The organism is Afipia sp. P52-10 (assembly GCF_000516555.1).
GTDB lineage: Bacteria > Pseudomonadota > Alphaproteobacteria > Rhizobiales > Xanthobacteraceae > P52-10.
In genome coordinates this window covers 1,209,236-1,235,192 of record NZ_AZSJ01000007.1, presented here as the reverse complement: position 1 = coordinate 1,235,192, position 25,957 = coordinate 1,209,236, and the positions used below count along the sequence as shown (strand labels likewise).

The 25,957-nt window shown below is 64.0% G+C and carries 26 protein-coding genes; 15 read left to right on the top strand and 11 right to left on the bottom strand.

The features are described from left to right. Positions 1-5 precede the first annotated feature (5 nt). The 4 genes from X566_RS23180 to X566_RS23165 are packed head-to-tail and all read right to left on the bottom strand — an operon-like array spanning position 6 to position 3,821. On the bottom strand, positions 6-734 hold the full coding sequence (locus tag X566_RS23180) for an ABC transporter ATP-binding protein (protein WP_034471992.1): 729 nt from the start codon (positions 732-734) through the stop codon (positions 6-8). Beyond that, entirely contained in the window at positions 731-1,573 is an 843-nt protein-coding gene (locus X566_RS23175; RefSeq protein ID WP_034471990.1) for an ABC transporter ATP-binding protein, read from the bottom strand. Before X566_RS23175 ends, X566_RS23180 begins: the two co-directional genes overlap by 4 nt. Next, positions 1,570-2,907 carry a high-affinity branched-chain amino acid ABC transporter permease LivM gene (gene livM, locus X566_RS23170; protein WP_034471986.1) on the bottom strand — a complete coding sequence of 446 codons (1,338 nt, stop codon included), beginning with the start codon at positions 2,905-2,907 and terminating at the stop codon, positions 1,570-1,572. Before livM ends, X566_RS23175 begins: the two co-directional genes overlap by 4 nt. Continuing rightward, positions 2,907-3,821, bottom strand: a complete 915-nt coding sequence (locus X566_RS23165; protein WP_034472893.1) for an ABC transporter permease subunit — start codon at positions 3,819-3,821, stop codon at positions 2,907-2,909. Before X566_RS23165 ends, livM begins: the two co-directional genes overlap by 1 nt. A gap of 603 nt (positions 3,822-4,424) precedes the next feature. Between X566_RS23165 and X566_RS23160 the strand changes: the two genes are divergently transcribed. After that, on the top strand, positions 4,425-4,943 hold the full coding sequence (locus tag X566_RS23160) for a hypothetical protein (RefSeq protein WP_051444456.1): 519 nt from the start codon (positions 4,425-4,427) through the stop codon (positions 4,941-4,943). A 60-nt stretch (positions 4,944-5,003) separates the two neighbouring features. Here the strand turns inward: X566_RS23160 and pcaD are convergent, their stop codons facing one another. After that, positions 5,004-5,783: a 3-oxoadipate enol-lactonase gene (gene pcaD / locus X566_RS23155; protein ID WP_034471984.1), complete on the bottom strand. Its 780-nt coding sequence runs from the start codon at positions 5,781-5,783 to the stop codon at positions 5,004-5,006. Positions 5,784-6,024: 241 nt separating this feature from the next. Here pcaD and X566_RS23150 point away from each other — a divergent pair, with 241 nt between their 5' ends. The 13 genes from X566_RS23150 (at position 6,025) to X566_RS23085 (ending at position 17,682) form a co-directional block, all read left to right on the top strand. Next, entirely contained in the window at positions 6,025-6,480 is a 456-nt protein-coding gene (locus X566_RS23150) for a carbon monoxide dehydrogenase subunit G (RefSeq protein WP_034471981.1), read from the top strand. 132 nt (positions 6,481-6,612) lie between these two features. Next, positions 6,613-7,092, top strand: a complete 480-nt coding sequence (locus X566_RS23145; protein WP_034471978.1) for a (2Fe-2S)-binding protein — start codon at positions 6,613-6,615, stop codon at positions 7,090-7,092. 63 nt (positions 7,093-7,155) lie between these two features. Continuing rightward, positions 7,156-7,956: a xanthine dehydrogenase family protein subunit M gene (locus X566_RS23140; RefSeq protein ID WP_034471976.1), complete on the top strand. Its 801-nt coding sequence runs from the start codon at positions 7,156-7,158 to the stop codon at positions 7,954-7,956. A gap of 28 nt (positions 7,957-7,984) precedes the next feature. Beyond that, positions 7,985-8,902, top strand: a complete 918-nt coding sequence (locus X566_RS23135; protein ID WP_034471974.1) for a MoxR family ATPase — start codon at positions 7,985-7,987, stop codon at positions 8,900-8,902. A gap of 9 nt (positions 8,903-8,911) precedes the next feature. After that, entirely contained in the window at positions 8,912-10,126 is a 1,215-nt protein-coding gene (locus X566_RS23130; protein ID WP_034471972.1) for a VWA domain-containing protein, read from the top strand. 68 nt (positions 10,127-10,194) lie between these two features. Continuing rightward, entirely contained in the window at positions 10,195-10,521 is a 327-nt protein-coding gene (locus tag X566_RS23125; RefSeq protein WP_034471971.1) for an XdhC family protein, read from the top strand. Then, complete coding sequence (locus X566_RS23120; RefSeq protein WP_034471970.1) at positions 10,518-11,234, top strand: XdhC family protein; 717 nt, start codon at positions 10,518-10,520, stop codon at positions 11,232-11,234. Before X566_RS23125 ends, X566_RS23120 begins: the two co-directional genes overlap by 4 nt. After that, complete coding sequence (locus X566_RS23115; RefSeq protein WP_034471968.1) at positions 11,231-12,832, top strand: NTP transferase domain-containing protein; 1,602 nt, start codon at positions 11,231-11,233, stop codon at positions 12,830-12,832. The genes X566_RS23120 and X566_RS23115 overlap by 4 nt, the downstream gene beginning before the upstream one ends. 119 nt (positions 12,833-12,951) lie before the next feature. Continuing rightward, positions 12,952-13,302 (top strand): DUF4189 domain-containing protein, encoded by a 351-nt coding sequence (locus X566_RS23110; protein ID WP_051444498.1) that lies wholly within the window; start codon positions 12,952-12,954, stop codon positions 13,300-13,302. Between the two features lie 815 nt (positions 13,303-14,117). Continuing rightward, positions 14,118-14,741, top strand: coding sequence for a TetR/AcrR family transcriptional regulator (locus X566_RS23100; protein ID WP_034472890.1), 624 nt, complete (start codon positions 14,118-14,120; stop codon positions 14,739-14,741). After that, the gene (locus tag X566_RS23095) at positions 14,738-15,556 is read left to right on the top strand and encodes an HlyD family secretion protein (RefSeq protein ID WP_051444454.1); all 819 of its coding nucleotides are present in this window, start codon (positions 14,738-14,740) and stop codon (positions 15,554-15,556) included. The genes X566_RS23100 and X566_RS23095 overlap by 4 nt, the downstream gene beginning before the upstream one ends. Positions 15,557-15,568: 12 nt before the next feature. Continuing rightward, positions 15,569-16,528 (top strand): ABC transporter ATP-binding protein, encoded by a 960-nt coding sequence (locus tag X566_RS23090; RefSeq protein ID WP_051444453.1) that lies wholly within the window; start codon positions 15,569-15,571, stop codon positions 16,526-16,528. Then, on the top strand, positions 16,525-17,682 hold the full coding sequence (locus X566_RS23085) for an ABC transporter permease (protein ID WP_051444452.1): 1,158 nt from the start codon (positions 16,525-16,527) through the stop codon (positions 17,680-17,682). The genes X566_RS23090 and X566_RS23085 overlap by 4 nt, the downstream gene beginning before the upstream one ends. Before the next feature lie 8 nt (positions 17,683-17,690). Here X566_RS23085 and X566_RS23080 read toward each other — a convergent pair whose 3' ends face one another. Then, entirely contained in the window at positions 17,691-18,152 is a 462-nt protein-coding gene (locus X566_RS23080; RefSeq protein WP_034471962.1) for a DUF488 family protein, read from the bottom strand. 59 nt (positions 18,153-18,211) lie between these two features. Further along, positions 18,212-19,030, bottom strand: coding sequence for a DUF72 domain-containing protein (locus tag X566_RS23075; RefSeq protein ID WP_409337842.1), 819 nt, complete (start codon positions 19,028-19,030; stop codon positions 18,212-18,214). A 1,262-nt stretch (positions 19,031-20,292) separates the two neighbouring features. On the opposite strand from X566_RS23075, the gene X566_RS23070 reads away from it, so the two are divergent. Further along, positions 20,293-20,676 carry a response regulator gene (locus X566_RS23070; protein ID WP_034471961.1) on the top strand — a complete coding sequence of 128 codons (384 nt, stop codon included), beginning with the start codon at positions 20,293-20,295 and terminating at the stop codon, positions 20,674-20,676. A 188-nt stretch (positions 20,677-20,864) separates the two neighbouring features. Here X566_RS23070 and X566_RS23065 read toward each other — a convergent pair whose 3' ends face one another. The 4 genes from X566_RS23065 to X566_RS23050 form a co-directional block, all read right to left on the bottom strand. Beyond that, positions 20,865-22,532: an MFS transporter gene (locus X566_RS23065; RefSeq protein ID WP_034471960.1), complete on the bottom strand. Its 1,668-nt coding sequence runs from the start codon at positions 22,530-22,532 to the stop codon at positions 20,865-20,867. Positions 22,533-22,925: 393 nt separating this feature from the next. Beyond that, positions 22,926-24,563: a chaperonin GroEL gene (gene groL / locus X566_RS23060; RefSeq protein WP_034471959.1), complete on the bottom strand. Its 1,638-nt coding sequence runs from the start codon at positions 24,561-24,563 to the stop codon at positions 22,926-22,928. A gap of 158 nt (positions 24,564-24,721) precedes the next feature. Further along, on the bottom strand, positions 24,722-25,036 hold the full coding sequence (gene groES / locus X566_RS23055; RefSeq protein WP_034471957.1) for a co-chaperone GroES: 315 nt from the start codon (positions 25,034-25,036) through the stop codon (positions 24,722-24,724). Positions 25,037-25,248: 212 nt separating this feature from the next. Continuing rightward, a complete protein-coding gene (locus X566_RS23050) occupies positions 25,249-25,740 on the bottom strand; it encodes a DUF1353 domain-containing protein (protein ID WP_051444451.1) in 492 nt (163 codons plus the stop codon). Positions 25,741-25,957: the final 217 nt, after the last annotated feature.

Genomic DNA, 25,957 nt, shown 5'->3' with positions numbered 1-25,957 from the left:
CGGGATCAGTGCCTGCCTCCCTCGAGATAGGCTGAGCGGATTTCCGGCCGCAACAGCAGTTCCTGTCCGGAACCTGAGAGCGTGATGACGCCGTTGACCATCACATAGCCGCGGTGGGCGAGGCGTAACGCGTGGTTGGCGTTCTGTTCAACGAGCAGCACCGTCAATCCGTCACGCCGGTTGAGCTCGCGGATGGCGTCGAAGATCTGCCGCGTGATCAGCGGCGCAAGGCCAAGCGAAGGTTCATCCAGCATGAGCAGACGTGGATTGCTCATCAGGGCGCGACCGATCGCCAGCATCTGCTGTTCGCCGCCGGACAGCGTGCCGCCGCGCTGGCTCAAACGCTCCTTGAGGATTGGAAACAGCGAGAGCACGCGGTCGAGATTGGCTTCGTTGGAAACACGCTCGCCGGCCGCATCGGCGCCCATCTGCAGGTTCTCCATCACGCTCATGCGTGCGAAGATGCGGCGGCCTTCCGGCGCCTGTGCGATGCGCAGCCGGGCGATGGCGTGCGTCGGGACATGGGTGATATCCCGTCCGTCGAACAGGATATGTCCGGCCTTGGCCCGCGGCTTGCCGAACACCGACATCATCAAAGTCGACTTGCCGGCTCCGTTGGCGCCGATCAGCGCGACGATTTCGCCGGCCTTGACCTCCAGGTCGACGCCCTTCAGCGCGACGATCTTGCCGTAGGCCGCGCGCAATGCGGAGATGCGCAGCAAGGCGTCGCTCACCGGCGGCCCTCCATGACAGCGACGGCAGCGGCCTCATCGGCGACGCCGAGATAGGCCGCGATCACCTTCGGGTCGTCGCGCACCGCGCGTGGCGGCCCGTCGGCGATCTTGACGCCGTGGTCGAGGACGATGACGTGGTCGGAAATCTCCATGACCACCGTCATGTCATGTTCGATCAGCAGGATCGATGTGCCGTGATCGGCGCGAATGGCGAGCAGCAACTCGTTCAGAGCGGCGCTTTCGCGTCCGTTCAGTCCGGCCGCAGGCTCATCGAGGCAGAGCAGGGCCGGCTCGGAGCACATGGCGCGCGCTATTTCCAGCCGCCGCTGATCGCCATAGGCGAGATTGCCCGCAGCATCGTCAGCGCGCTCAAGCAGCCCGGTGCGGTCGAGCCAGTAGCGTGCGAGATCGATCGAGCGTTGTTCGGCGGCCGCAAAGGCCGGTACGCCAAGCAGCCCGAGGAAGGTATAGCCCGAGGCGCGCATCAATGTGTTGTGCTGGGCGACCAACAGGTTTTCAAGCAGCGTCATGCCGGCGAACAGGCGGATGTTCTGGAACGTGCGCGCGACCTTCGCCTGTTTGGAGATGCGATAATCGAACAGCCGTTCGAGCAGGAACGTCGCGCCGTCGTCGTGGATCAGCCGCATCATTCCTGTCGTCGGCTTATAGAAGCCGGTGATGCAGTTGAACACAGTGGTCTTGCCGGCGCCGTTCGGTCCGATCAGCGCAGTGATCTTGCCGCGTTCGGCACTGAAACTCAGGTCGCCGATGGCGACGATGCCGCCAAAGCGCATCGACAGGTGCGTCACATCGAGGATGATCGGGTCAGGGACGGTCATCCATGCCCCTCCTTGACGAGGGAGGAGGAGATCGCCCGCTTATGCTCGAGGAACACCGTCGGCGCGCGATGGCCGATGAGGCCGCGCGGGCGCCACACCATCAGCAGCACCATCGCCATGCCGAACACCAGCATGCGGTACTGCTCCAGTCCGCGGAACAGCTCGAAGCCGCCGATCATCGCCGTCGCCGCCAACACGACACCAAGCTGCGAGCCCATGCCGCCGAGCACGACGATGGCGAGGATGAAGGCCGATTCCAGGAACGAGAACGATTCCGGGCTGATGAAGCCCTGCCGCGTGGCGAAGAAGGCACCGGCAAAGCCGCCGAACATCGCGCCGACTGCGAAGGCCGTGAGCTTTGTCGTCGTGGTGTTGATGCCGAGCGAGCGGCAGGCGATCTCGTCCTCGCGCAAGGCCTCCCAAGCACGGCCGATCGGCAGGCGGCGCAGACGGATCGTCACCCAGTTGGTGAGCAGGGCAAGCGCCAGGATCAGGTAGAACATGAAGACGATACGCTGCAGCGGCGAGAACTCGATGCCGAAGAATGCGGCGAAGCCATCGTCGCCGGCCGTGAATGGCAAGCCGAAGAAGCTCGGCCGCGGGATGCCGGTGATGCCGTTCGGGCCGCCGGTCAGATCCTGCCAATTGATCAGGACGAGGCGGATGATTTCGCCAAAGGCCAGCGTGACGATGGCGAGATAGTCGCCGCGTAGCCGCAGAACCGGGAAACCGAGCAGGATGCCCCAGAACGCGGCAAGGATACCTGCCAGCGGGAGGCAGACCCAGAAGGAGAGATCGAAAGTGGTCGCCAGCAGCGCATAGGAGTAGGCGCCGACCGCATAGAAGGCGACGTAGCCGAGGTCGAGCAGACCGGCAAGGCCGACGACCACGTTCAGGCCCCAGCCGAGCATCACATAGGTCAAGATCAGGATGCCGAGATCGAGAATGTAGCGCTGATCCAGGTAGTAGAAGACGATCGGCATGACGAGGGTGATGCCGAGCAGGACGGGACCGAACAGCCGCCGTACGCTGGCGAGCGGTGCTTCGAGTGCCGGCGGAATGAGATTGGCGGGCTCCAGATGGCGAAGATTGTGCCGCAGCAATTCGACGATGATGCTGCCGACGAAGACCGCAAGCACGATCAGCGCGAGGTCACCGAAGCGAGTGCGGAAGATCAATTGCGCTGAGGGACCGGTGTCGGTGCGTATGCCGATCATCAGGGCGAACAGCACGAACGCGACGAACGCGCTGATGAAGGCTTTCTTGAGAATGAAGCCGACGTTCAGCGCAGACGCGGCGCGTACCGGAATGTGGTTTGCGGCGTCCGTCGCCATCAGACCTTCTCGATTTCCGGGCGGCCGAGGATGCCGGTCGGCATGAAGATCAGCACGATGATCAGGATGGAGAACGCGGCCACGTCCTTGTATTCGACCGAGAAATAGGCGGACCAGAACGTTTCGATCAGACCGATGGCAAGTCCCCCGAGCATCGCGCCCGGCAACGAGCCGATGCCGCCGAGCACGGCAGCGGTGAACGCCTTAATGCCGGCAATGAACCCCATGTAGAAATCGACCACGCCGTAATAGAGCAGGTACATCAGGCCGGCGACGGCCGCGAGTGCTGCGCCGATGACGAAGGTCATCGAGATCGTGCGGTCGGTGTCGACGCCGAGCAGAGCGGCCATCGTCTGGTCCTGGGCGCAGGCGCGCATGTCCCGCCCGAGCCGCGTGCGCGTGACGATAAAGGAGAAGATCGTCAGCAGCACCACCGTCGTCACGACGACGATGATCTGCACGTTAGAGAGCTGGACGACGAAGTTGTTGCGCTCGAACAGCGTATAGCCGCCGGTGACGATCGGTGGCACCGGCTTGACCTGTGCCCCTTGCGAGACCTGCGCGAAATTGCCGAGCACGAACGACATGCCGATCGCCGACAGCATCGGGGCGAGACGGAACGACTGGCGCAGCGGCCGGTAGGCGATGCGCTCGACGGTCCAGCCGTACAGCGCCGTCGTGACCATGGCGACCAGCAGTACCAGCAGAAGGATCAGGGGAATGGAGGTGAGGCCGATCGAAACGATCACCAGGAACGCGATCAGCGAGATGAAACCGCCGATCATGAAGACATCACCGTGGGCGAAGTTGATCATGCCGACGATGCCGTAGACCATCGTATAGCCGATGGCGATCAGGCCGTAGATGGAGCCGAGTGCTAGTCCGTTGATAAGCTGCTGAGCAAAATATTCCATGCGCTGCCGCGAGAGGGATTGAACGTGATCCGATGAGATCACGATCACCAGGAGCCGGGCAGCCCCGACGCGCCGCCTCGGAATTGTTAACAGCGCCGGTCTACAGCGGCAACTGTGTCGCCTTGCCTCAAGGGGCGCTGTCCACCGTCGATGCTAACCGTGGCTCATTCCTTGACTCATATGCTGGCGTTGCACTGCCGCATCGCTAACGGGAACGTATGTGCCGTCACCACGACGGAACCACGCGCAACGCGTGCCGCCTGCATGTTGCTCTGCACAGAACTCCGGCATCGCATGCCCTAGACCTTTGCAGGGCCAGTCGCTTTGCGCTCTTGCGCGTGTGACCTCTCGTGCCTGCGTGAGCCGAGGCGAATCATATTGCGCGCCGCGGTGCCCGGTTGTTGCGTCAGCGCCAGCCGGCGGGAGCCAGGGCAGGAGCTATGACGTGGAGTTCCGCGCCAAAGCGCGGTTTCGCGCTGGTTACCCAGCCGGTAAGCAATTATCCACAATCCGGCCGGCGCCGTTAAGGTAAACAAAAGGTTTAGATTGTGCCGTCCGAACTGCGGGCGTTACCTCGCTACCTGTTTGAACAGGTGGCAGGCGATGGCGCGCGGCTTTCGTATCACGACGATCAATGGCCTCCTGCTGGCGGCCTATTTCATCCCCGTATGGACGATCGCAGTCCTGCGCATCGTCACGTTTCCGATTCGCGGCATCTACGAGCGGGCGAACATCGGCCCGGCGCTCTTCATTAACGATCACCTGCAGCTGTCGGGGCTCGGTGCGGTGCGGTTCGCGTGGTTGCTGGCCCTGGCGAAGTTCGTGGTCGTCGGTTACTTCGGGTTGTTTGCGATCCTGACGCTGCGCGTTGCGCCGAAGGATGAGGAGGTGTGCCGTGCCGGTGGCGACGAGCCGCTCGCGCTGGCGCTGCTGCTGGGTGCCGTCATCAGCATCACCAGCATGGCGATGGCTGCGCGTGTCGGCGAGATCGCCGCGCTGCATCTGCATGCGACCGAAGCCTTGATGCTGCTCGGCGGCCTGGTGCTGCTGGCCGTCGATTCCCACAGCTACGGGGTCAAGGGCGCTGTGCCGCAGCCGCCGTTGGCGACGCCGTTGCTGTAGGGCTCTTGGCGATCCTTGGCAATTGATGTGAAGCCGTGCGTCGCCGCACAGACGGCGGCCTCAGCGTTGCGTGAGGAAGCCGATCAGCGCGTCGTTAAAGGCGTGGGCCTGCTCGACGTTGGAGATGTGCGCCGAATCGAGGATCGTCAGGTTGGCGCGGGGAATGGCTTTACGCATGAACTCGGCCTGCGCGATGGTCGTGCTCTGGTCATGCCGGCCGGCGACGATCAGCACCGGATGCGTGATCGTCGGCAGCAGCGCGCGCTGATCAAGTGTGCTCAGCGCCTGGCAGCACCCGACATAGCCCGCGACTGGCGTGCCCAGCAGCATGTTCCGGATTTCACCAGTGATAGCAGGGGCGCGCTCTCGGAAATCCTCGGTTAGCCAGGAGGCCATCACCTGATCGGCGATGCTGGCGAGGCCATCCTTCGTCACCGCCTTGATGCGATCCTGAAATCGGGTCGGATCGGGATAATAACAGGTGGTGTTGGCGAGCACGATCTTGTCGAAACGCTCCGGCGCATTGGCGCCGAGCCATTGTCCGACCATGCCGCCCATCGACAGTCCGCACCAGTGCGCCTTGCGGATGTTCAGTGCGTCGAGGATCGCGAGCACGTCGCGCCCGAATCGTTCGAACGAATAGGGGCCTGCCGTTCCGGATCTGCCGTGACCGCGGCGATCATAGCGGATGACGCGAAACTGTGTGCCGAGCGCGGCCAGTTGCGGCTCCCACATCTTGATCGTCGCGCCCAACGAATTGGAAAGGACGATGGCCGGTCCCTCGTCGCGCCCGTCGATGGCGACATGAATGGGGCAGCCGTCGGCGTCGATCATCGGCATGGCATTCTCCGTCCGGAGTTCGAATCGGACATTGCGAAATGTCCGCACGATCCTTAGCTACCTTGTTCTATCCTGTCGAACGGCCGCTCTTGCGCACCGCCTCGCCCGCCTCATAAAATTGTCCGTCCTGACGATGGTCAGGTCTATGATTTCCGGTGATAGTCCTTCGCCCGCCCGCGGGGGCGGAGAACGATGCGGTTCGTGGCACGGCGACGGGCCCTTGAATGTGGAGATTGATCGCATGGCCATGACCATGACTGGCGAAGTGCAGCTCGCCGCCCCTCGCGATGTTGTTTGGGCCAAGCTGAATGACCCCGACGTGCTGAAAGCCTGCATTCCTGGTTGCGAGGAGCTCGAGAAGGTCTCGGACACGGAATTTCGCGCCACCGCCAAGATGAAGGTCGGCCCGGTGTCGGCCCGCTTCAAGGGGCGCGTCACCTTGAGCGATCTCGATCCGCCGAACGGCTACAAGATCTCCGGCGAAGGCGAGGGTGGTGTTGCAGGGTTTGCCAAGGGCGGCGCCGCGGTGGCGCTCGCCGACAAGGATGGCGGTACGGCGCTGTCCTACAACGTCGAGGCGCAGATCGGCGGCAAGCTGGCCCAGCTCGGCCAGCGCCTGATCAACGGCTCGGCCAAGAAACTGGCGGACGAATTTTTCGCCAATTTCGCCGAAGCCGTGCAGGGCAAGCAACCGTGACCTGCGGTTGCCGGGGGCGAAATTGCCCCCTATCATGGGATTAGACTCTTTCCAAAAGCCGGATAGCCGGACGATGCAAGTGCTGCGCAGCGCATGGATAATGGCGGATGCGTTGCAGGGAGGAAGATACTGGTGGCGAAAGTCTCGATTACGGTGAACGGCACGACGCATTCGGCGAATATCGATCCGCGGACGCTTCTCGTTCAGTTCTTGCGCGAAAATCTGCGCCTCACCGGCACCCACGTCGGTTGCGATACGTCGCAATGCGGCGCCTGCGTGGTTCATCTCAATGGCAAGGCGGTTAAGTCCTGCACCACGCTGACGGTGATGGCCGACGGCGGCAGCGTCATGACGATCGAAGGTCTTGCCGCGGATGGCGCGCCGCTGCATCCGATGCAGGAAGCGTTTCGCGAGAACCACGGGTTGCAGTGCGGCTTCTGCACTCCCGGCATGATCATGACTGCGGTCGATATGGTCCATCGCAAGGGACACGATCTCGACGAGCATACGATCCGCGAGGAGCTGGAAGGCAATCTCTGCCGCTGCACCGGCTACCACAACATCGTGAAATCGATTGCGGCCGGCGCCAAGGCGATGGCCAAGTCGGCCTGAATTCAATCGGCGTGAGCGCCGGCCATCCGCCGGTGCCCTGAGCAAGGTTTTAAGGACACGACGATGTACGATTTCAAGTTCTCCCGCCCGGCGACCGTTCGGCAAGCGGCAAATCTTCTCGCCAAGAACGAGGATGCGAAGCTGATCGCCGGCGGCCATACGCTGGTGCCGGTGATGAAGCAGCGCCTGGCGCGTCCGGCCCAGTTGATTGATCTGTCGAAGGTCGATGGCCTGGACACGATCGACATGAAGGGGCGTTCGCTCGTGATCGGCGCAATGGCGCGGCATCACAGTGTTGCAACCTCGGCGATCGTCGGCGAGGCCATTCCGGCGCTCGCGAACCTTGCCTCGATGATCGGCGATCCGGCTGTGCGGCACATGGGCACGATCGGCGGCTCGCTCGCCAACAACGACCCGACGGCGGATTATCCCGCCGCCTGTCTGGCACTCGATGCCACCATCGTCACCAACAAGCGCAAGCTGAAGGCGGACGAGTTCTTCCAGGGGTTGTTCACCACCGCGCTCGAGCCCGACGAGATCATCGTCCGCGTCCAATTCCCGCTGCCAAAGAAGGCGGCCTACATCAAGTTTCGCAACCAGGCCTCGCGCTATGCGCTGGTCGGCGTGTTCGTCGCTCGCCGCCCGTCGGAGGTTCGCGTGGCCGTGACCGGGGCGGGCGGTGACGGTGTGTTCCGCGTCACCGCGTTCGAAGAGGCGCTGAAGAAGCGCTTCTCGCCGAAGATGCTCGATGGTCTCAGCGTCTCCCCCGAGGGCTTGAACAGCGATCTGCATGGCAGCGCCGAATATCGCGCGCATTTGATCGGCGTGCTTGCACGCCGCGCCGTCGAGGCGGCGAACGCTTGAGGCGCAGGTTCGGCCTGCGAGCCCAGCCATGAGCGCGGCATCCGCATTGCCCGGTTCGGTCGACGCGACGCTCGACTTGCTGATGAAGCACGGCTATCTCGCCGAGCGCGCGCTTGCGACGGTGACGTTCCTGTCGTTGAAGATGGGGCGGCCGCTGTTTCTCGAGGGCGAAGCAGGCGTCGGCAAGACCGAGATCGCCAAGGTGCTGTCGGCCGCGCTGGGACGGCGGCTGATCCGCTTGCAGTGCTACGAAGGACTCGACGTTTCCTCGGCGGTGTACGAGTGGAACAGCGCGGCGCAGATGATCGCCATACGTCTGGCGGAAGCATCCGGCGACACCGATCGCGACCGGCTGTCGCACGATGTGTTTGCCGAGCAGTATCTGATCAAGCGCCCGTTGCTGCAGGCACTGGAGCCTGATCCCGCCGGCGCGCCGGTGCTGCTGATCGACGAACTCGATCGGGCCGACGAGGCGTTCGAGGCGTTCCTGCTGGAAATCCTCAGCGACTTCCAGGTGACGATCCCGGAATTCGGCACGGTGCGCGCGCCGCAGCCGCCGATCGTCATCGTCACCTCGAACCGCACGCGCGAGATTCATGATGCGCTGAAGCGCCGCTGCCTCTACCATTGGGTGGACTATCCGTCCGCCGAGCGCGAGATCGCCATCGTCAAATCACGCGTCTCCGGAATTTCGGCGAAGCTGTCGGAGCAGGTGGTGGCGTTCGTGCAGGCGGTGCGCGGTGAGGATCTGTTCAAGCCGCCCGGTGTCGCCGAGACGCTCGACTGGGCGACGGCGCTGCGCGAACTCGACGCCAAGACGCTGACGCCGCAGGTGGTCGGCGACTCGCTCGGCGCGCTGCTCAAGTACCAGGACGATATCGGCCGCATGCAGGGCGAGACCCTGACCAGAACGCTCGACGCTGCGCTTGCGGGGAAACCCAAATAAGGTCCGCCCATGCCGGACATTGCTGACATACCCTCTGCTCCGGATCTTTCGGGATCGGGTGTCATCGCGGACAACATCATCGGCTTCGCGCGCGCGCTGCGGGCCGCCGGCATGCCGGTCGGCCCCGGCGCGACCATCGATGCGCTGAAGGCGTTGCAGGTGGTGGGCTTGAGCAACCGTGCGGATGTGTTCGCGGCGCTCGAATGCATCTTCGTCAAGCGCCACGAGCACGCGACGATCTTTGCGCAGGCATTCGAGATTTTCTTCCGCGCCGAACAGAACTGGGACCAACTCGTCGATAGCGTGCCGCTGCCTGGACAGCCGGAACAGAAGCCGCCGCCGCCGGCGTCGCGCCGCGTGCAGGAGGCCTTGTCGCAGCGGGACATGGTGAAGGAGCGCGAAAGCTACGTGCAGGAGATGCAACTTTCGGTCTCTGACGAAGAGGTGCTGCAGACGAAGGATTTCGCGCAGATGAGCGCGGCCGAAATCGCCAGCGTGACGCGCGCGATCGAGCGATTGAAGCTGCCGCTCGCAGAAAGACCGACGCGGCGCTTCCAGCCGCTGCCGCGCGGGCGCAAGCTCGATCTGCGGCGCACGTTGCGCGGCTCGCTGCGAACCGGCGGTGAGATCGTCAACTTCCATCGCCTTGGTCATATCGACAAGCCGGTGCCGGTCGTGGCGCTGCTCGATATCTCCGGTTCGATGAGCGAGTACACGCGGCTGTTCCTGCATTTCCTGCATGCGGTGACGGATGCCCGCAAACGCGTTTCGGTGTTCCTGTTCGGGACACGCCTGACCAACATCACCCGCGCGCTGCGCGCCCGCGATCCGGACGACGCGCTGGCGCGCTGCTCGGCGATGGTGGAGGACTGGTCCGGCGGCACGCGGATCGCGCCGTCGCTGCATGCCTTCAACAAGTTGTGGGGCCGCCGCGTTCTGGGGCAAGGCGCGATCGTGCTGTTGATCAGCGATGGGTTGGAACGAGAGGCAGATGCCCGGCTGGGCTTCGAGATGGACCGGCTGCATCGCTCCTGCCGGCGGCTGATCTGGCTCAATCCACTGCTGCGCTATTCAGGCTTCGAGCCGAAGGCTCAGGGCGTGAAAATGATGCTGCCGCACGTTGACGAATTCCGCCCGGTACACAATCTAAAGTCGATAGGCGAGTTGATCGATGCCTTGTCGGTCGCGCCTGCCGCCCGTTCCTTGATACGACCCGCTGCCTAGCGTGTGCTCCGCAAGTGAGCGCCGGTTTCATGATCGGAGGGCACGCGGACTACTGATGGGAGATGCGTATGCTGAGCCGTGACGACGACATTCTGAAGACCGCTGAGGAATGGAAGAAGGCGGGCCATGGCGTGGCGCTCGCCACGGTGGTCGAGACCTGGGGATCGGCTCCGCGCCCGACCGGTTCGCACCTCGTCATCAACGACGAGGGGACGTTTCTTGGTTCGGTGTCGGGCGGATGCGTCGAGGGGGCGGTGGTCACCGAGGCGCTGGACGTGATCGAGAGCGGTGAGCCGAAGATGCTGGAGTTCGGTGTGGCCGACGAGACCGCCTGGAAGGTCGGGCTCTCCTGCGGCGGGACCATCCGCGTGTTCGTCGAAAAGGTCGGGTCGTGAAAGCCGAAACGCTTGCAGACCTGAACGCAGAGCGCGCCGCGCGCAGGCCGGTGCTGGTCGTCACCGACATGGCCGGCGGCGGCCAGCGGCTGGTGAAGGCAAAGGACATCGCCTCCGACAGGCTCGCCGGCGAACTCGACAAATGCCTGCGCATGAACAAGAGCGGCATGATCGAGGCTGACGGCCGCAAGCTGTTCGTCACGGTGCATGCGCCCGCCGCGCGTCTGGTCATCACGGGCGCTGTCCACATCAGCCAGGCGCTGGCACCGATGGCGCGCATGCTCGACTACGACGTCACCATCGTCGATCCGCGCACCGCGTTTGCGAGCCCCGAGCGCTTTCCGGACATTCCGCTGCTCGCCGAGTGGCCGGACGTGGCTTTGCCGCCGCTGAACGTCGATCACTACACCGCATTCGTGGCGTTGACGCACGATCCGAAGATCGACGATCCGGCGCTGACGCACGCGCTGGAGCGGGATTGCTTCTACATCGGCGCGCTCGGCTCGCGGAAGACGCACGGGCGGCGGCTTGAGCGGCTGAAGGCGCAAGGCATTCCGGAGCAGGCGCTGGCGCGCATCCATGCGCCGATCGGCCTCGCCATCGGTGCGGTGTCGCCGGCCGAGATCGCCGTGTCGATCATGGCCGAGATCACCGCGCGCCTACGACAACCCAAGGCGGCTGCCGCAGACAACGTCAAAGAGTCTGCGGCATGAAATTCGGTGCGATGAAGCCGTCCGAGGCGATCGGCGGGGTGACCGTTCACAGCATCCGCCAGAATGGGCTGGTATTGAAGAAAGGGACCGTTATCGGAGCGGCTGAAGTCGACGCATTGACGGCGGCCGGTGTTGTGGAGATCGTCGTTGCCCAACTGGAGCCAGACGATATCTCCGAAGACGAGGCGGCGGCGAGCATCGCGCAGGCGATCGGCGGCGAGAACGTGATTGTCGAACGCGCTTTCACCGGGCGTTCCAACCTGTTTGCGGGCTCGGCCGGGGTGCTGGTGGTGGATCGTGCGGCGGTCGATCACATCAACCGCGTCGATGAAGCGATCACATTGGCGACGCTGCCCAACTTCAAGCCGGTGGTGGCGGGCGAGATGATCGCTACCGTCAAGATCGTGCCGTTCGGGATGCCGGCTCGACTGCGCGATGCTGCCATCGCGCAGGTGCCGCCGGGGACGTTGCGGGTTGCGCCGTATCGCATCCGCAAGGTCGGGATCGTCTCGACGCTGCTGCCGGGACTCGCGAAGAAGGTGATCGAGAAGACGTTGCAGGTGACAGCTGAACGGCTGAAGCCCGCAGGCGCGGAGATCATCGCCGAGCATCGTGTCACCCACGAGGAGAGGGAGTTGTCGGCGGCGATCGAGGCGCTGCTCGACGGCGGTGCGGAGCTGGTGATCGTGTTCGGTGCGTCCGCCATCGCTGACCGGCGCGACGTGATTCCGGCGGCGATCGAGCAGGTGGGCGGCGCGGTCGAGCATTTCGGCATGCCGGTCGATCCGGGCAATCTGATGTTGATCGGACAGGCGAGAGGGCGGCCGGTGCTGGGTGCGCCAGGCTGCGCCCGCTCACCGAAGGAAAACGGCTTCGATTGGGTGCTGATGCGCCTTCTGGCAGGCCTTCCGGTGACGCGCGCTGATATCACCGGGCTCGGCGTTGGCGGTCTGCTGATGGAAATCGTGACGCGGCCGCAACCGCGCGCGTCCACCGTCGGAGAGGGCAACCGCGGTGTCGCCGCCGTGGTGCTGGCCGCAGGGCGTTCGAGCCGTATGGGTGGACCGAACAAGCTGCTGGAATTGCTGCACGGCAAGCCGCTGGTCCGCATCGTTGCCGAGCAGGCGCTCGCCTCGCGCGCCAAGCCGGTGATCGTCGTGACCGGGCATCAGGAGGATCGCGTACGCGCGGCACTGAGCGGCCTCGATGTGAGTTTCGCGGCCAATCCGACTTATGCCGACGGCATCGCGAGTTCGGTGAAGGCGGGCATCGCAGCGGTGCCTGCGAACATCGATGGTGCGGTCGTCTGCCTCGGCGACATGCCGCTGGTCGATGCGTCGTTGATCGATCGTTTGATCGATGCGTTCGCGCCCGACAGAGGCGCGTTGATCGCGGTGCCCGCGCATGCAGGGCGGCGCGGCAATCCGGTGCTGTGGTCGCGCCGGTTCTTCGACGAGTTGATGACGCTGGAGGGCGATGTCGGCGCACGGCACATGATCGCGCGCCACGCCGAAGCCGTGGTCGAGGTGGAAGCCGAGGGCCCGAGCGCCTTTCTCGACATCGATACGCCGGAAGCGTTAGCGCAGGCGCGCGGGTGAATCGCGCGCGGCGCTCTGCCGCATCGGTCCTATCTTCACCAAGTTGAAACGGCTGCCGCCTAACCTCGTTGCGTCGACTCGGGGGAGGGGCATTCGTGTTGGGAATTGCGGCGCGCGTCATCGCCGGTCTTGTCGTTTCATGGCTTATTGTCGGCTCGAGCATGTCGGCGAAAGCTGCCGGCGCCTTGGCGATCGGCCAATGCGGCGCTTACGGACATGCATTCGATTATGGTGATGCCCGCTCGGCGATGGATGCGGCCAAGCGGCAATGCAAAGGCCAGTGTACCACTGTCACCATGAAGCGCGCCTGCGCGGCGTTCTCGGTTGATATGGCCAATCCCTGCGGCGCGCATGGATACGCAGTCGCCGCGCGCATTTCATCGGCGCAAAATGCCGCCATGCGCAACTGCTACAAGTTCGGCGGCAAGGAGTGCGTCATCCGCACCTGGGCCTGCGACGCGCGCGGTTAGCTGACGATGACGTCGCATTCAGCATTTTCTGCAGATCGATCTGATCTTACGGTCCAGCTCGCGATCCTGTCGATCGATGTCCGGATCGCCGGTGCCGAGGGGCCGATCGGAGTCACTCATCACTCTGGATGGACTGGAGCCGGTGGTCATTCCTGGCGGGAAAGCAGGCTCGCTTGGTGCGCTGCCGTCGCCTCGGTATGCACCCGGATTGGTGCCGAGCGGTCCGCTGGTCGCGGACGATGGAGGGTCCACGGAGCCTGTCTGTGCAGCGGGCGCGGGTGGTGACGGGACCTGCGCCAGTGCTCTCCCGTCGGCCATCATGATTGTCGTTGTGGCGACAGCGACCAGCACAAGCTTCTTCATGGCGGCCTCCATGATGGCCGTGTTCTTTCAATCAATCTAAGCGGGAAAAATGGCGGCCGGTTCCCTTCATAGCTCTGCGTTTCCGCCAGAGCTGGCGCGCACCACGACCGAGATTTGCGTCGTGAAGCAGGTGGCGATGCTTCCGTCACCAGGCTGAATGCGGGGGCGATCTGTGCGACAAAGCTGAGAAGTCTTATCAGAACAAGCGGTTATTCCGCGTCAAACATCGGCTTCAAGGCGGCACGTGCATAACGGTCCCCCGACTCAGCGTCCTTGCGCGTCCCTTACGCACCATGGGGACGCATAGGCCAATTTCCCTTGAATATGACTGACCAGTCAGTCATATTATTGGCATGACTGAAACCGATCCAAAACAACGGGGCGTCGTGCGGCCGCCTCAGACGCATATGGCGATCCAGTCGAATCCTCCCGGGCCGGCTGGCGCAGCCGCTGTGCGCAATCGCGCCCGTTCGAGCAAGCGGGAGGCCGGCGTCGCCGAGCGGCGGCAGGCGATCATCGATGCGGCGCTGGTGGAGTTTTCGGCGAAGGGGTTTGCAGCCTCGCGCCTCGAAGACATCGCCAAGCGGGCGAAGGTCGGCAAGGGCACGATCTATCTCCACTTCTTCGATAAGGAGGCGCTGTTTCAGGAGTTGGTCCGCACCTCCATTGTGCCGCTGCTCGGGCGGCTGACGCCACCCGCGACGGGACAGATGTCGGCGCGGGCGATTTTCGAGATGTTCGCCACGACGTTCGAGCGTGAAGTGTTGCACACGCAACGCGGCGACATCGTTCGCCTGATCATCGCCGAGGGCGCACGCTTTCCGTCGCTGTCGGAGTTTTACCATCGCGAGGTGATCTCACGCGGGATGGCCGGCATGAGGACGCTTGTCGAATATGGCATCGCCCGCGGCGAGATCACGCATCCGGCGCTGGTGCAATTTCCGCAGCTCCTGATCGCGCCCGCGATGGTGGCGGTGATCTGGGAAGGGCTGTTCGGCAAATATGATGCGCTCGACGTCAAGGCGATGCTGAAGGCGCACATCGATCTAATTTTCGGCCCCGGGAGGCCAGCATGATCCGCGCGAGACACATTGCAACGATCGCCATAGTGGTCTTGCTCGCGGCCTGCAGCGGTCAGAGCGACCCCGGCTACCAGGGCTGGGTCGAGGCCGATCTGATCTTCGTCAGCCCGGACGAGGCCGGGCGGGTGATCCAGCTGTCGGTGCGCGAGGGCGATCAGGTCACGGTCGGCGAGCCGCTTTACGCCCTCGATGACGATTTGCAGAAGGCCGATCTCAACCAGCAGACCGCGGCACTTGCCAATGCGAAGCAGACGTTCGACCGAGCGCAGAGTCTGAGTCGTACGGGTTCGGGCACGCAAGCCAATCTCGACTCGGCTGTGTCCGCGTTGCGGATCGCCGAAGCGCGCGTGAACACCTCGCAGACCCGGCTTGCGCGACGCAGCGCCTTCGCGCCGGTGGCCGGAAGGATCCAGCAGATTTACTTCCGCGAAGGTGAGATGGTGCCGCAGCAGCGGCCGGTGTTGTCGATCCTGCCGCCCGGCAACATGAAGGTGCGCTTCTTCGTCTCCGAAACCGAACTGCCCAAGCTCTCCGTGGGACAGGATGTGCGCGTCACCTGCGACAACTGTGCGAACGATCTGACGGCGAAGGTCTATTACATCGCCACCTCGGCGGAATACACGCCGCCGGTGATCTACAGCCTCGAGGAGCGCAACAAGCTGGTCTATCTCGTGCAGGCGCGCCCCAACCGGCCCGAGTTGCTGCGTGTCGGCCAACCGGTGACGATCGTCGAACGCGCTACAGTCGCCAGCGCGAGCAACGTGGGCAGTGATACGTCCGGCGCCGGGAAAACCGCCGGACGGCCATAATGCGAGGCTGCCATGCAGAGCGACGTCAAACCCGCAGAGCCTGCTGTCGCCGCCGATATCGCCATCGACGTGCGCGGTCTGTCGAAATCGTTCGGCGGCCGCAAGGTGGTCAGCGACCTGTCGATGCAGGTCAAGCGCGGGGCGATCTACGGCTTCCTCGGTCCGAACGGGTCGGGCAAGACCACCACCATCCGCATGCTCTGCGGCCTGCTCACTCCCGACAGCGGCGACGGCACCTGTCTCGGCTATGATATCCGCACCGAGGCTGACACGATCCGCCGTCACGTCGGCTATATGACACAGCGCTTCAGCCTCTATCAGGATCTGTCGGTGCGCGAGAACCTGGAGTTCGTCGCCCGCCTCTATGGGCTTCCTGATCCGCGCGCGGCGGCGCGTGACATGATCGGCCGGCTCGGCCTTCAGGGCCGCGAGGAGCAGCTTGCCGGCGAACTGTCCGGCGGCTGGAAACAACGACTCGCGCTCGGCGCCTGCACGCTGCCGAGCCCGCAACTGCTGCTGCTGGACGAGCCGACCGCCGGCGTCGATCCGAAGGCGCGGCGCGAGTTCTGGAACGAGATCCATGCGCTCGCGGCCGAAGGGCTGACCGTGCTGGTGTCGACCCACTACATGGACGAGGCCGAGCGCTGTCATGAGATCGCCTACATCGCCTATGGCCAGCTGCTGGTGCGCGGCACGGTGGAGGAGGTGATCGCCAATTCGGCGTTGATCACATACACGGTGAGCGGCGCGGACCTGAACGGCTTGCAGGGGGAGCTGACTGGCAAGCCGGGCATCGATATGGTCGCGCCGTTCGGCAACAGCCTGCATGTGTCGGGACGCGATGCAGAGGCGCTGGAGACTGCGATCGCGCCATACCGTTCGCGTCAAGGGATCACCTGGCAGCGCGGCGAGCCGTCGCTCGAAGACGTGTTCATCGAGCTGATGAACCGCGCGAAGGACAATTTCCAATGACGATGACGTACCGTCCAGAGGACCGCCCCGAGCCGCGCTTTGCCGCGTTGCGGCGAACCTGGGCGATGCTGCTGAAGGAGTTCATCCAGCTCAAGCGCGACCGCGTGTCGTTCGCGATGATCATCATGATTCCGGTGATGCAGCTCCTGCTGTTCGGCTACGCCATCAACACTACGCCGCGCCACCTGCCGACCGCGGTGCTGCTGCAGGAAGACAGCGATCTCGCCCGCTCGGTGCTGAAGGCGCTGGAGAACACCGCGTACTTCCGCTTCACCCATCAGGTGCGCACGGAGCAGGAGTTCGATCGGCTGCTCGAATCCGGAACCGTGCTGTTCGGCATCGAGATTCCCCGTGGCTTCGAGCGGGCCGTGCGCCGCGGTGATCAACCGGCGCTGCTGGTCGCGGCCGATGCCACCGATCCGGTGGCCGCGAGCGCGGCGCTCGGAACGCTCGGCCGGATCACATCGACCGCGCTGGCGCACGACCGCGTGGCCGGCACGACAGAACAGCCGCCATTCGAGGTGCGCGCCCATGCCCGCTACAATCCGGCGGGCGCCTCGCGGCTGAACATCGTGCCGGGATTGACCGGTACGATCCTGACCATGACGATGCTGATCTTCACCGCGCTGTCGGTAACGCGCGAGGTCGAGCGCGGCACGATGGAAAGCCTGCTGTCGATGCCGATCAAGCCGGTGGAGGTGATGCTCGGCAAGATCATTCCTTATGTGCTGGTCGGCTTCCTGCAGGCGGCGCTGATCATATCGCTCGGCGTGCTGCTGTTCGGCGTGCCAATCCTCGGCAGCCTGACGATGCTGGCCTTGCTCTCGACGCTGTTCATCACCGCCAACCTGTCGATCGGCTACACGTTCTCCACCATCGCCCAGAACCAATTGCAGGCGATGCAGATGTCGATGATGTTCTTCCTGCCGAACATCCTCCTGTCGGGCTTCATGTTTCCGTTTGCCGGCATGCCGGAATGGGCGCAGTGGATCGGCGAGGCGCTGCCGCTGACGCACTACTTGCGGATCGTGCGTGCGATCATGCTGAAAGGGGCGTCGCTGGAGAACCTGCAATATGACGCCGTGGCACTGCTGGTTTTGACGCTGTTCGCGATGACGATCGCGGTGACGCGGTTTCGCCGGACGCTGGATTGAGCCGCATCTCATAGCTGCGGCGCGACCAGGTTCTCGACCGCCACGCCCTGTTTATCCTCGATGATCTCGGCGATGAAGGTGCGGTGGCAGTTCTTGTGGTCGCGCTCGTAGCAGAGCAGGCAGACCGGCCCGGCCTTGCTGACGAGCGTCGCAAGTTCGTCCATCTCCTCCTTCGCCTGTGGTGTCTTCAGGTGTTTGGCGTAGATGCGTTGCAGCGTCTTGATGTCGCCGGAGCGGGCGGCGAGGCGGCCTTCCTTCGGGGTGCCGAGTCCTTTCAGGTGCAGATAGGCGATACCACGCTCCTGCAAGCCCGCCGCGAGCTGGTTCTTCGAGAAACCCGGCCGCCGCGACGACGTGACGGCGCGCACATCGACCAGCAGTTTGACGCCCGCCTGTTCGAGTTCGTCGAGCACGGCTTTCGGGGGCGTCTGCTCGTAACCGATGGTGAACAGCTTGGGCTTCCTCGGCATCTCCGTCGTTCTCCTCGCTTGCCAGCCAATGGCGCTCTGATCTGAACTCGGCTCCGGGATCACGACAGCCGCTTGATCAATTCCATCGCGCCGGCCGGGGCACGCACCTTGCCCTCGTGGATGACGTAGGCGAACACGTCGCGCGGCTGCTTCGGCGCATCCTTCTTGTCGATGCGCGGCAGATCGTCGGGCTGGCCGCCCTGCGCCCACGTCTTCAGCCGCGCGGCCCAGGCGTCGAGTTGCTTCGGCGGATAGCAGGTCTTGATGGTGTCCTGGCCCTTCTGCAGCCGCGCATAAACGAAGTCGGAGGTCACGTCCGCGATCTCGGTGTAGGTCTCGTGCTCGGAATAGACGATGCCGGCGTTGAACTGACGCAGCAGCGCGATGAAGGCCGGCGTCTTGAAGCTGTCGTGCCGCACCTCGATCACATGGCGCAGCTTGCGGCCGGCCAGCGTCTGCGGCAGCAGCTCGAGGAACTTGCCGAAGTCGGCCTCGTCGAATTTCTTGGTCGGGTTGAACTGCCAGAGCAGGGGGCCGAGCTTGTCGCCGAGCTCGAGCACGCCGGAGTCGAGAAACTTCTTCAGCGAGTCGCCGGCCTCCGCCAGCACGCGGCGATTGGTGACGTAGCGGACGCCCTTGACGGAGAAGACGAAGCCCGGCGGCACCTCGGATGCCCATTTGCGGAAGGTCGCCGGCGTCTGGGTGCGATAGAAGGTGCCGTTGATCTCGATCGAGGTCAGATGGCTCGCGGCGTATTCGAGTTCCTTCGCATGCGGCAGGCCCTCGGGGTAAAACACGCCGCGCCAGGGCTCGAAGGTCCAGCCGCCGATCCCCGTGTAGATCTTTCCGGCCCTCGCGGCGGTGGATTTTGCCATCATTAACCCCTTGTAAACCGTTTTCCCATCACCATATGCCTTGCAACGGCGATGTCGATGCCTTCACAGGCTCCGTCGCCGGGACGACCACGCTGAGACCTTCTGCGCCGGATGTACGCGCAATATGTGGGTCCCGCCGTGGTCGTTGGCATTTTTGGACCTGACTCATTTCAGGGCGTGGCTTGCGGCTATTTTGCGATCCGCCGCGCTGTCGTCTACCCGTTTTAGGCTCGGTCTTGTTCACTGCTGTCATCCTGCGGTCATACGCCGGCGCGGGCGTGGCTTGGATGACGGCTGAATGTGTCGGTTTGGTTCTCATCCTGACGCGCGGGCGCGCGTCTCGAAGGGTGAGGCCAAGGCGGCTCCATTGCGGCCTGATGGTTCGAGACGCGACGCGCCTTGTTCGAGTTCGAGCATGATCCCGTCCGAAAACCGCTTCGAACTTTTCGGGGATCATGCTTGCGCCGCTCCTCACCATGAATAGCGTTGTCCTCGTCGCCAATTTGCAAAGCGGTCCAACCCGCCTTCAAAACCTCTTTCGTCGCTTCACATATGACTTCTCGCTTCACACACGGCTTCGCGATCTCGCGGCGCAATGCGCCCGAGTTTTGCGGTGAACATTCCCGCCCTCCCTTTCAAGAGGGCGCGCGGAACGCCGGACGCGCGACGCGTCCGCAGCCTCGCGTGCAAATGAAAACAAGCACACGAGTTAGCCACCACGGTCACGCCGGATGCGTCCGGCGTTCCGCACGCGATGGTTTTACGGCTTGCTTTGCATGACCCCCGGTGTCCGATGCTGGCACCACCGTCAGTCGAAGGCGCGGGCCGCCGCGCCAGGACCATGCAACTTGGGCCGTCCTCCGACGCGGCGTGGTCGTCACCGCCTGTTGTCGCGCATGGACCCGCCATGCCGAACAACCGCGGATCGAACACCGCGCGGGGCCACCGCATCCCGCCCCGCGGTCGTGACGATCGCGAACGCCCCTCTCATCGGGGCAGGACAACTAGGAATATAAACTTAGTAGAAAGATTGTCAAGCGGCGCTGTGAATGTCTTCAGGGAAGAATGCAGTCTTGGGGCGCGCATGTGTATAAGGAGAGGTCCTTCAAGAGCCGATTTGTTCGGCATTGGCATCCTGATAGCGCGCGTTTCCTGCGTATCGAGACCACGTCGAGCGTGCCGCTGTCGCGCATGGCAGATGCTGATCGTGTAAGGAACCAAATGGTGCCGCTGTTGCTTGTCACTCGTATCAGGGAGCGTCAGCGATGTTGAATGGAAGTGATCCGAAGACCGTGGTTCTGGTGGTCGAGGATGAAGCGTTGCTGCGGATGGATGCCGTGGACACAATTCGCGAAGCAGGCTTTGCCGTCGTCGAGGCCGCCGATGCGGATGCGGCCATCGCCCTGATCGAGGGCGGCAACGACATCGCGCTGGTCTTCACGGATTTGCAGTTGCCGGGATCGATGGACGGTCTGACGCTTGCCGCCGCCATCAAACAGCGCTGGCCGGCGCTGAAGGTGATCGCCACCTCAGGCGATCATGACGGCGGATCGGCCGGCCGGCTGCCGACCGGGGAGCCGCTGCTGGTGAAGCCCTACAGCAACGAGACGCTGAAGCGAGCCATCCGCGAGGCGATCGACGCCGGCTAGAGCGATGAAATTGGATGAAGCATGGCCGCGCTTTATTGTTTAAACGTGATCTCTTCGGAAACCGCTTCACGCTTTTCCGGATCATGCTTTAGCACATCATCGGTCCAAACGGCGTTCGGCGACGTCCAGACGGGTTCGTCGATTTGAAACGGATTGCGTGACCTTAGCCCTTCAGCGCATGCATGGATTCACGCGCTGCTGCTCGATTGCGAGGGGATCGGGATCACCTCGGTCGTTGCCGCGTTGTCCGGCGTGTCGTCCTTCCACCGCACCGAGCCGAACGGCCGCTCCAGCATGCGCCGGATCCGCACCGGCTCGGGGCCGATGTGCAACTCCGTCGCGCTTCGTTGCAGCGCGCGCTCGGCCTGGGTCGGGCGGCTGCGCTGGCGCAGGTAGTCGTGCCAGGTCGGGCAATGATAGCGCTCGGTCCACAGCTCCGGGTCGGCGACGTCGCGGGCGATCGACCAGCCATAGGCGCCGTTGCGCTGCCGGTTCAACTGCACCTGCAGCATCAGCCCGTAGAAGGTGCGCGCGTTCTTCGGATCGATGCGGTACTCGATTTCGATGACGATCGGTCCCGAGCGCGGCGACAGCAGCATCCGCACTTCCGGGTCGGCGACGGCTTCGGCGTCCTGGTTGCTGCCGTCCACGACGTCGGGCATGCGCAGCCACAGGCCGATCAGCGGCGACAGGCACATGGCGGCGGCCGACAGGATCAGCGCCTTGTCGACGCCGATGTGATCGGCCGCATAGCCCCAGGCCCAGCTGCCGATGGCGAGGCCGGCGGAGTTCGAACTGCGGAAGCCGGCCAGCGCCCGGCCCGAAACCCAGCGCGGGGCGGAGAGCTGGATCGAGATGTTGAACAGCGCCATCGACATCATCCAGCCGCCGCCGGTGAGCGCCAGGGCTGCCGCCGTCAGCGCCGGCCAAGGGCTCAAGGCGGCGACCAGCGTGCCGACGCCCATCATCACCAGGCAGGTGGAGACGGCAAGCTCGCCGCCGAACCGCTTGCGCACCGGGCCGACATAGAACGCGCCGAGGATCGCGCCGATGCCGAAGGCGCCGAGCATGACGCCGTAGGTCTGCGCGTCGCCGTGCAGGTGATCGCGCACGAGCAGCGGCAGGAGCGCGAAGATCGAGCCGCCGACCGCGCCGGTCAGCATCGCGCGGAGCATCAGCGTGCGCATCGGTGGCGAGTTGGTGACGTAGCGCACGCCGGAGATGATCGCCCGCGTCAGCTTTTCGGGCGGCAGCCGCGACGGCTCCTGCTTGCGCCGCCACAGGTAGAGCACGATCAGCAGCGGCACATAGGCGATGGCGTTGGCGACGAAGGCGGCCACCGCGCCCGCGGCCGCGACGATCACGCCGCCGATCGCCGGGCCGAAGCTGCGGGCGATGTTGTAGCTGATGCTGTTCAAGGTGATCGCGGCCGGCAGCATCGGCGGCGGCACCTGCTCGTTGACCGACGACTGCCAAGCCGGGCCGAACAGCGCCATGCTGCTGCCGATCAGGAAGCAGAACGCCAGCAGCGTGTAGGGCGAAAGATAGCCGAACCAGGCCTGGACCGAGAGCATGATCGAAAAGGCGAGTGTCAGCAAAAGCGAGACGAGGCCGACCTTGCGGCGGTCGTACATGTCGGCGATGGCGCCTGCGGGCACCGACAACAGCATGATCGGCAGCATCGAGGCGGTCTGCACCAGCGCGACCATGTCGGCCGAGGTGGTCATCTGGGTCATCGCCCAGGCAGCGCCGACGCCCTGGATCAGCGAACCGAAATTCGACAGGAGACTTGCGAGCCACACGCGGCGGAACAGGCTCTGCCGCAACGGCGCGCCGACCTGATCGTCACCAAACATCCTGTGCAACGCTCCTTTCGTCCCCAGTTTCGGATTAGGAACTGTCCTGTTCCGGAAAGTGCGGTGGCCCAAACCGCATTGCTAACTTTAGCGGCGAATCGCCGCAGCACAAACGCTACGTTCGAACCCAGCCCCGCGTGCGGCGGAGGGCTCGCATCAGACCTGTCCTGCGGCGCGCCGCAAAAGCTTTGGAGGGATCATCCGCTTGGGCGGCTGAACTTTCAGACAAACAAAAACCCCGGCATCGCTGCCGGGGTTTTCACATCGCTGGGGATCGCTTGAGCGATAGAGCCTAACGCTTGCGCGTTAGAAGTCCATGCCGCCACTCGAAGCCGGGCTTGTCCGGCTTCGAGCATCTCCATGAAAGGGGCGGCGATTTCTAACGCTTGCGCGTTAGAAGTCCATGCCGCCCATGCCACCGCCCGGCGGCATCGCCGGCGGCGGGTTCTTCTTCGGCAGCTCGGCGATCATCGCCTCGGTGGTGATGAGCAGGCCGGCAACCGACGCGGCGTTCTGGATCGCGGTGCGCACGACCTTGGTCGGGTCGATGATGCCCTTGGAGACCATGTTGCCGTATTCGCCGGTCTGCGAGTCGAAGCCGTACGAATACTGTTCCTTCTCCAGCACCTTGCCGACGATCACCGAGCCGTCTTCGCCGGCGTTGATGGCGATCTGGCGAGCCGGAGCGGAGAGCGCCTTGCGGACGATCTCGACGCCGGTCTTCTGGTCGTCGTTCTGGGTGCGGATCTTCTTCAGGGTCTCCGAAGCACGCAGCAGGGCGACGCCGCCGCCCGGAACGATGCCTTCCTCGACCGCCGCGCGGGTCGCATGCATCGCGTCATCAACGCGATCCTTGCGCTCCTTCACCTCGACCTCGGTCGCACCGCCGACGCGGATCACCGCGACGCCGCCTGCGAGCTTGGCGAGACGCTCCTGCAGCTTCTCACGGTCGTAGTCCGAGGTGGTCTCCTCGATCTGCGCCTTGATCTGCGCCACGCGGTCCTCGATGTCCTTCTTCTTGCCGGCGCCGTTGACGATCGTGGTGTTCTCCTTGTCGATCATCACCTTCTTCGCACGGCCGAGCATGTTCAGCGTGACGTTCTCGAGCTTGATGCCGAGGTCCTCGGAGATCGCGGTGCCGCCGGTCAGGATCGCGATGTCCTGCAGCATCGCCTTGCGGCGATCGCCGAAGCCCGGCGCCTTGACGGCAGCAACCTTGAGGCCGCCGCGCAGGCGGTTGACGACCAGGGTCGCCAGCGCTTCGCCTTCGACGTCTTCGGCGACGATCACCAGCGGCTTGCCGGTCTGCACCACCGCTTCGAGCAGCGGCAGCAGCTCGTTCAGCGACGAGAGCTTCTTCTCGTTGATGAGGATGTAGGCGTCCTCGAACTCAACGCGCATCTTGTCGGCGTTGGTGACGAAGTAGGGCGAGATGTAGCCGCGGTCGAACTGCATGCCCTCGACGACGTCGAGCTCGGTGTCGAGCGACTTGGCTTCCTCGACGGTGATGACGCCCTCGTTGCCGACCTTGGCCATCGCCTTGGCGAGGAAGTCGCCGATTTCCTTGTCGCCGTTCGCCGAGATGGTGCCGACCTGGGCGATCTCGTCGTTCGAGGTGACCTTCTTGGAGTTGGCCTTCAGGTGCTCGACCACGGCTTCGACCGCGAGGTCGATGCCGCGCTTGAGGTCCATCGGGTTCATGCCGGCGGCAACCGACTTGGCGCCCTCGCGGACGATCGCCTGCGCCAGCACGGTCGCGGTGGTGGTGCCGTCACCGGCCGCGTCGGCCGACTTCGAGGCGACCTCGCGCACCATCTGCGCGCCCATGTTCTCGAACTTGTCCTCGAGCTCGATCTCCTTGGCGACGGTGACGCCGTCCTTGGTGATACGCGGAGCGCCGAACGACTTGTCGAGCACGACGTTACGGCCCTTCGGGCCGAGCGTCACGCGCACTGCGTTGGCAAGGATGTCGACACCGCGCAGCATCTTGTCGCGCGCGTCGACCGAGAATTTGACTTCTTTGGCTGACATATTTTCCGTTCCTCTAGATCTGTTTGAAGCGGATGTCTCAGGCCTCATCCGGAGGAGTGCAGCGTGTGGCTGCATCTTCGCGAGGATGAGGGGTGGTTCTGTACCTCATCCTTGCGAAGACGCCGGCGCCGCCGGCTCCTCGCGGATGAGGAAGCGGCTTAGGCGGCCTTCTTCTTGCTGGCCTCGCCTTCGAGGACGCCGAGGATGTCGCTCTCCTTCATGATCAGGAGCTCCTGGCCGTCGATCTTGACCTCGGTGCCAGACCACTTGCCGAACAGCACCCGGTCACCGACCTTGAGGTCGATCGGGATCAGCTTGCCGGCCTCATCACGGCCGCCCGGACCAACGGCGACAACTTCGCCCTGGGAGGGCTTTTCCTTGGCCGAGTCGGGGATGATGATGCCGCCAGCGGTTTTCTCCTCGGCATCGATGCGCTTGACGACAACGCGATCGTGAAGCGGACGAAACTTCATCGCTGTTCTCCTAAAATACTGTGATTGCTGGGTTTTTACCTGATATTAGCAGTCGCTACGAGTGAGTGCTACGCGTAGCCCCGCTGACATAGGCCGATCTGTCGCGACGATCAAGGCGATAGCAGAATTTTTTGGCACTCGAAGGCCGAGGCTGCCAAATCCGGCAGGCGTGGTTAATGGATCGCAGGGGAGACATGCCGTCGGGCTAGGATTCAGCCCTCGCTCTTCCGCTTCCTGACGATGTCGAGTTCGGGACGGGGCGCGACTTCCTCCGGCATCGGCTTGCCTTGGGCCTTGGCAACGAAGCGCGCCTTTTGCAATGCGAGGAAGCCGAAGGCGCGCACCGCCGCCCACATCACCCAGCGCGTGAGGAAGCCGACGCCAAGCACGGCCATTGCCTCGCGGAACACAGCGTCGGCGGCCTGGCGGGTCGGCGCTTGCGGGTGCGGCTCGGTGCCTGGCCGCAGTTCGTTATAGAGGTAGTCATGCACGACGGCGGCACGGCTGTAGCGGCCCCAGGTCGGCAGGAAGGATTGCAGCAGGCGCGGGATCGATGCGCCGTCGGTCTCGAATCGCATCGGCACGCGGATTTCGCGGCCCGAGCCTTCGGCGCCGACCTCGTAGACGAGATCCTGTTCGAGCCGCCAGGTGCGGTAGTCCGCATCGAGTTGCGTAATCGTCAGTTCGCCGGTGAAACGGCTCATGCGCGGCCCCCTAACGTGCCCCGATCGCTGCGCGAGCGGGCGGGCAAACTTACCGTGCCCCGCTGCTAGCAGCCAGCGATCAATGCTGCCAACGTCTTGTATTTCAACACTTTATTCAATTTTCGGGCTTGAGATGAACCCTGGTGCTGCGTCAGAATTTTCATGCCGAAGATGGAGGTTGGCATGTCTGAGAATGACGTTGGTTCATGCAAGCTGA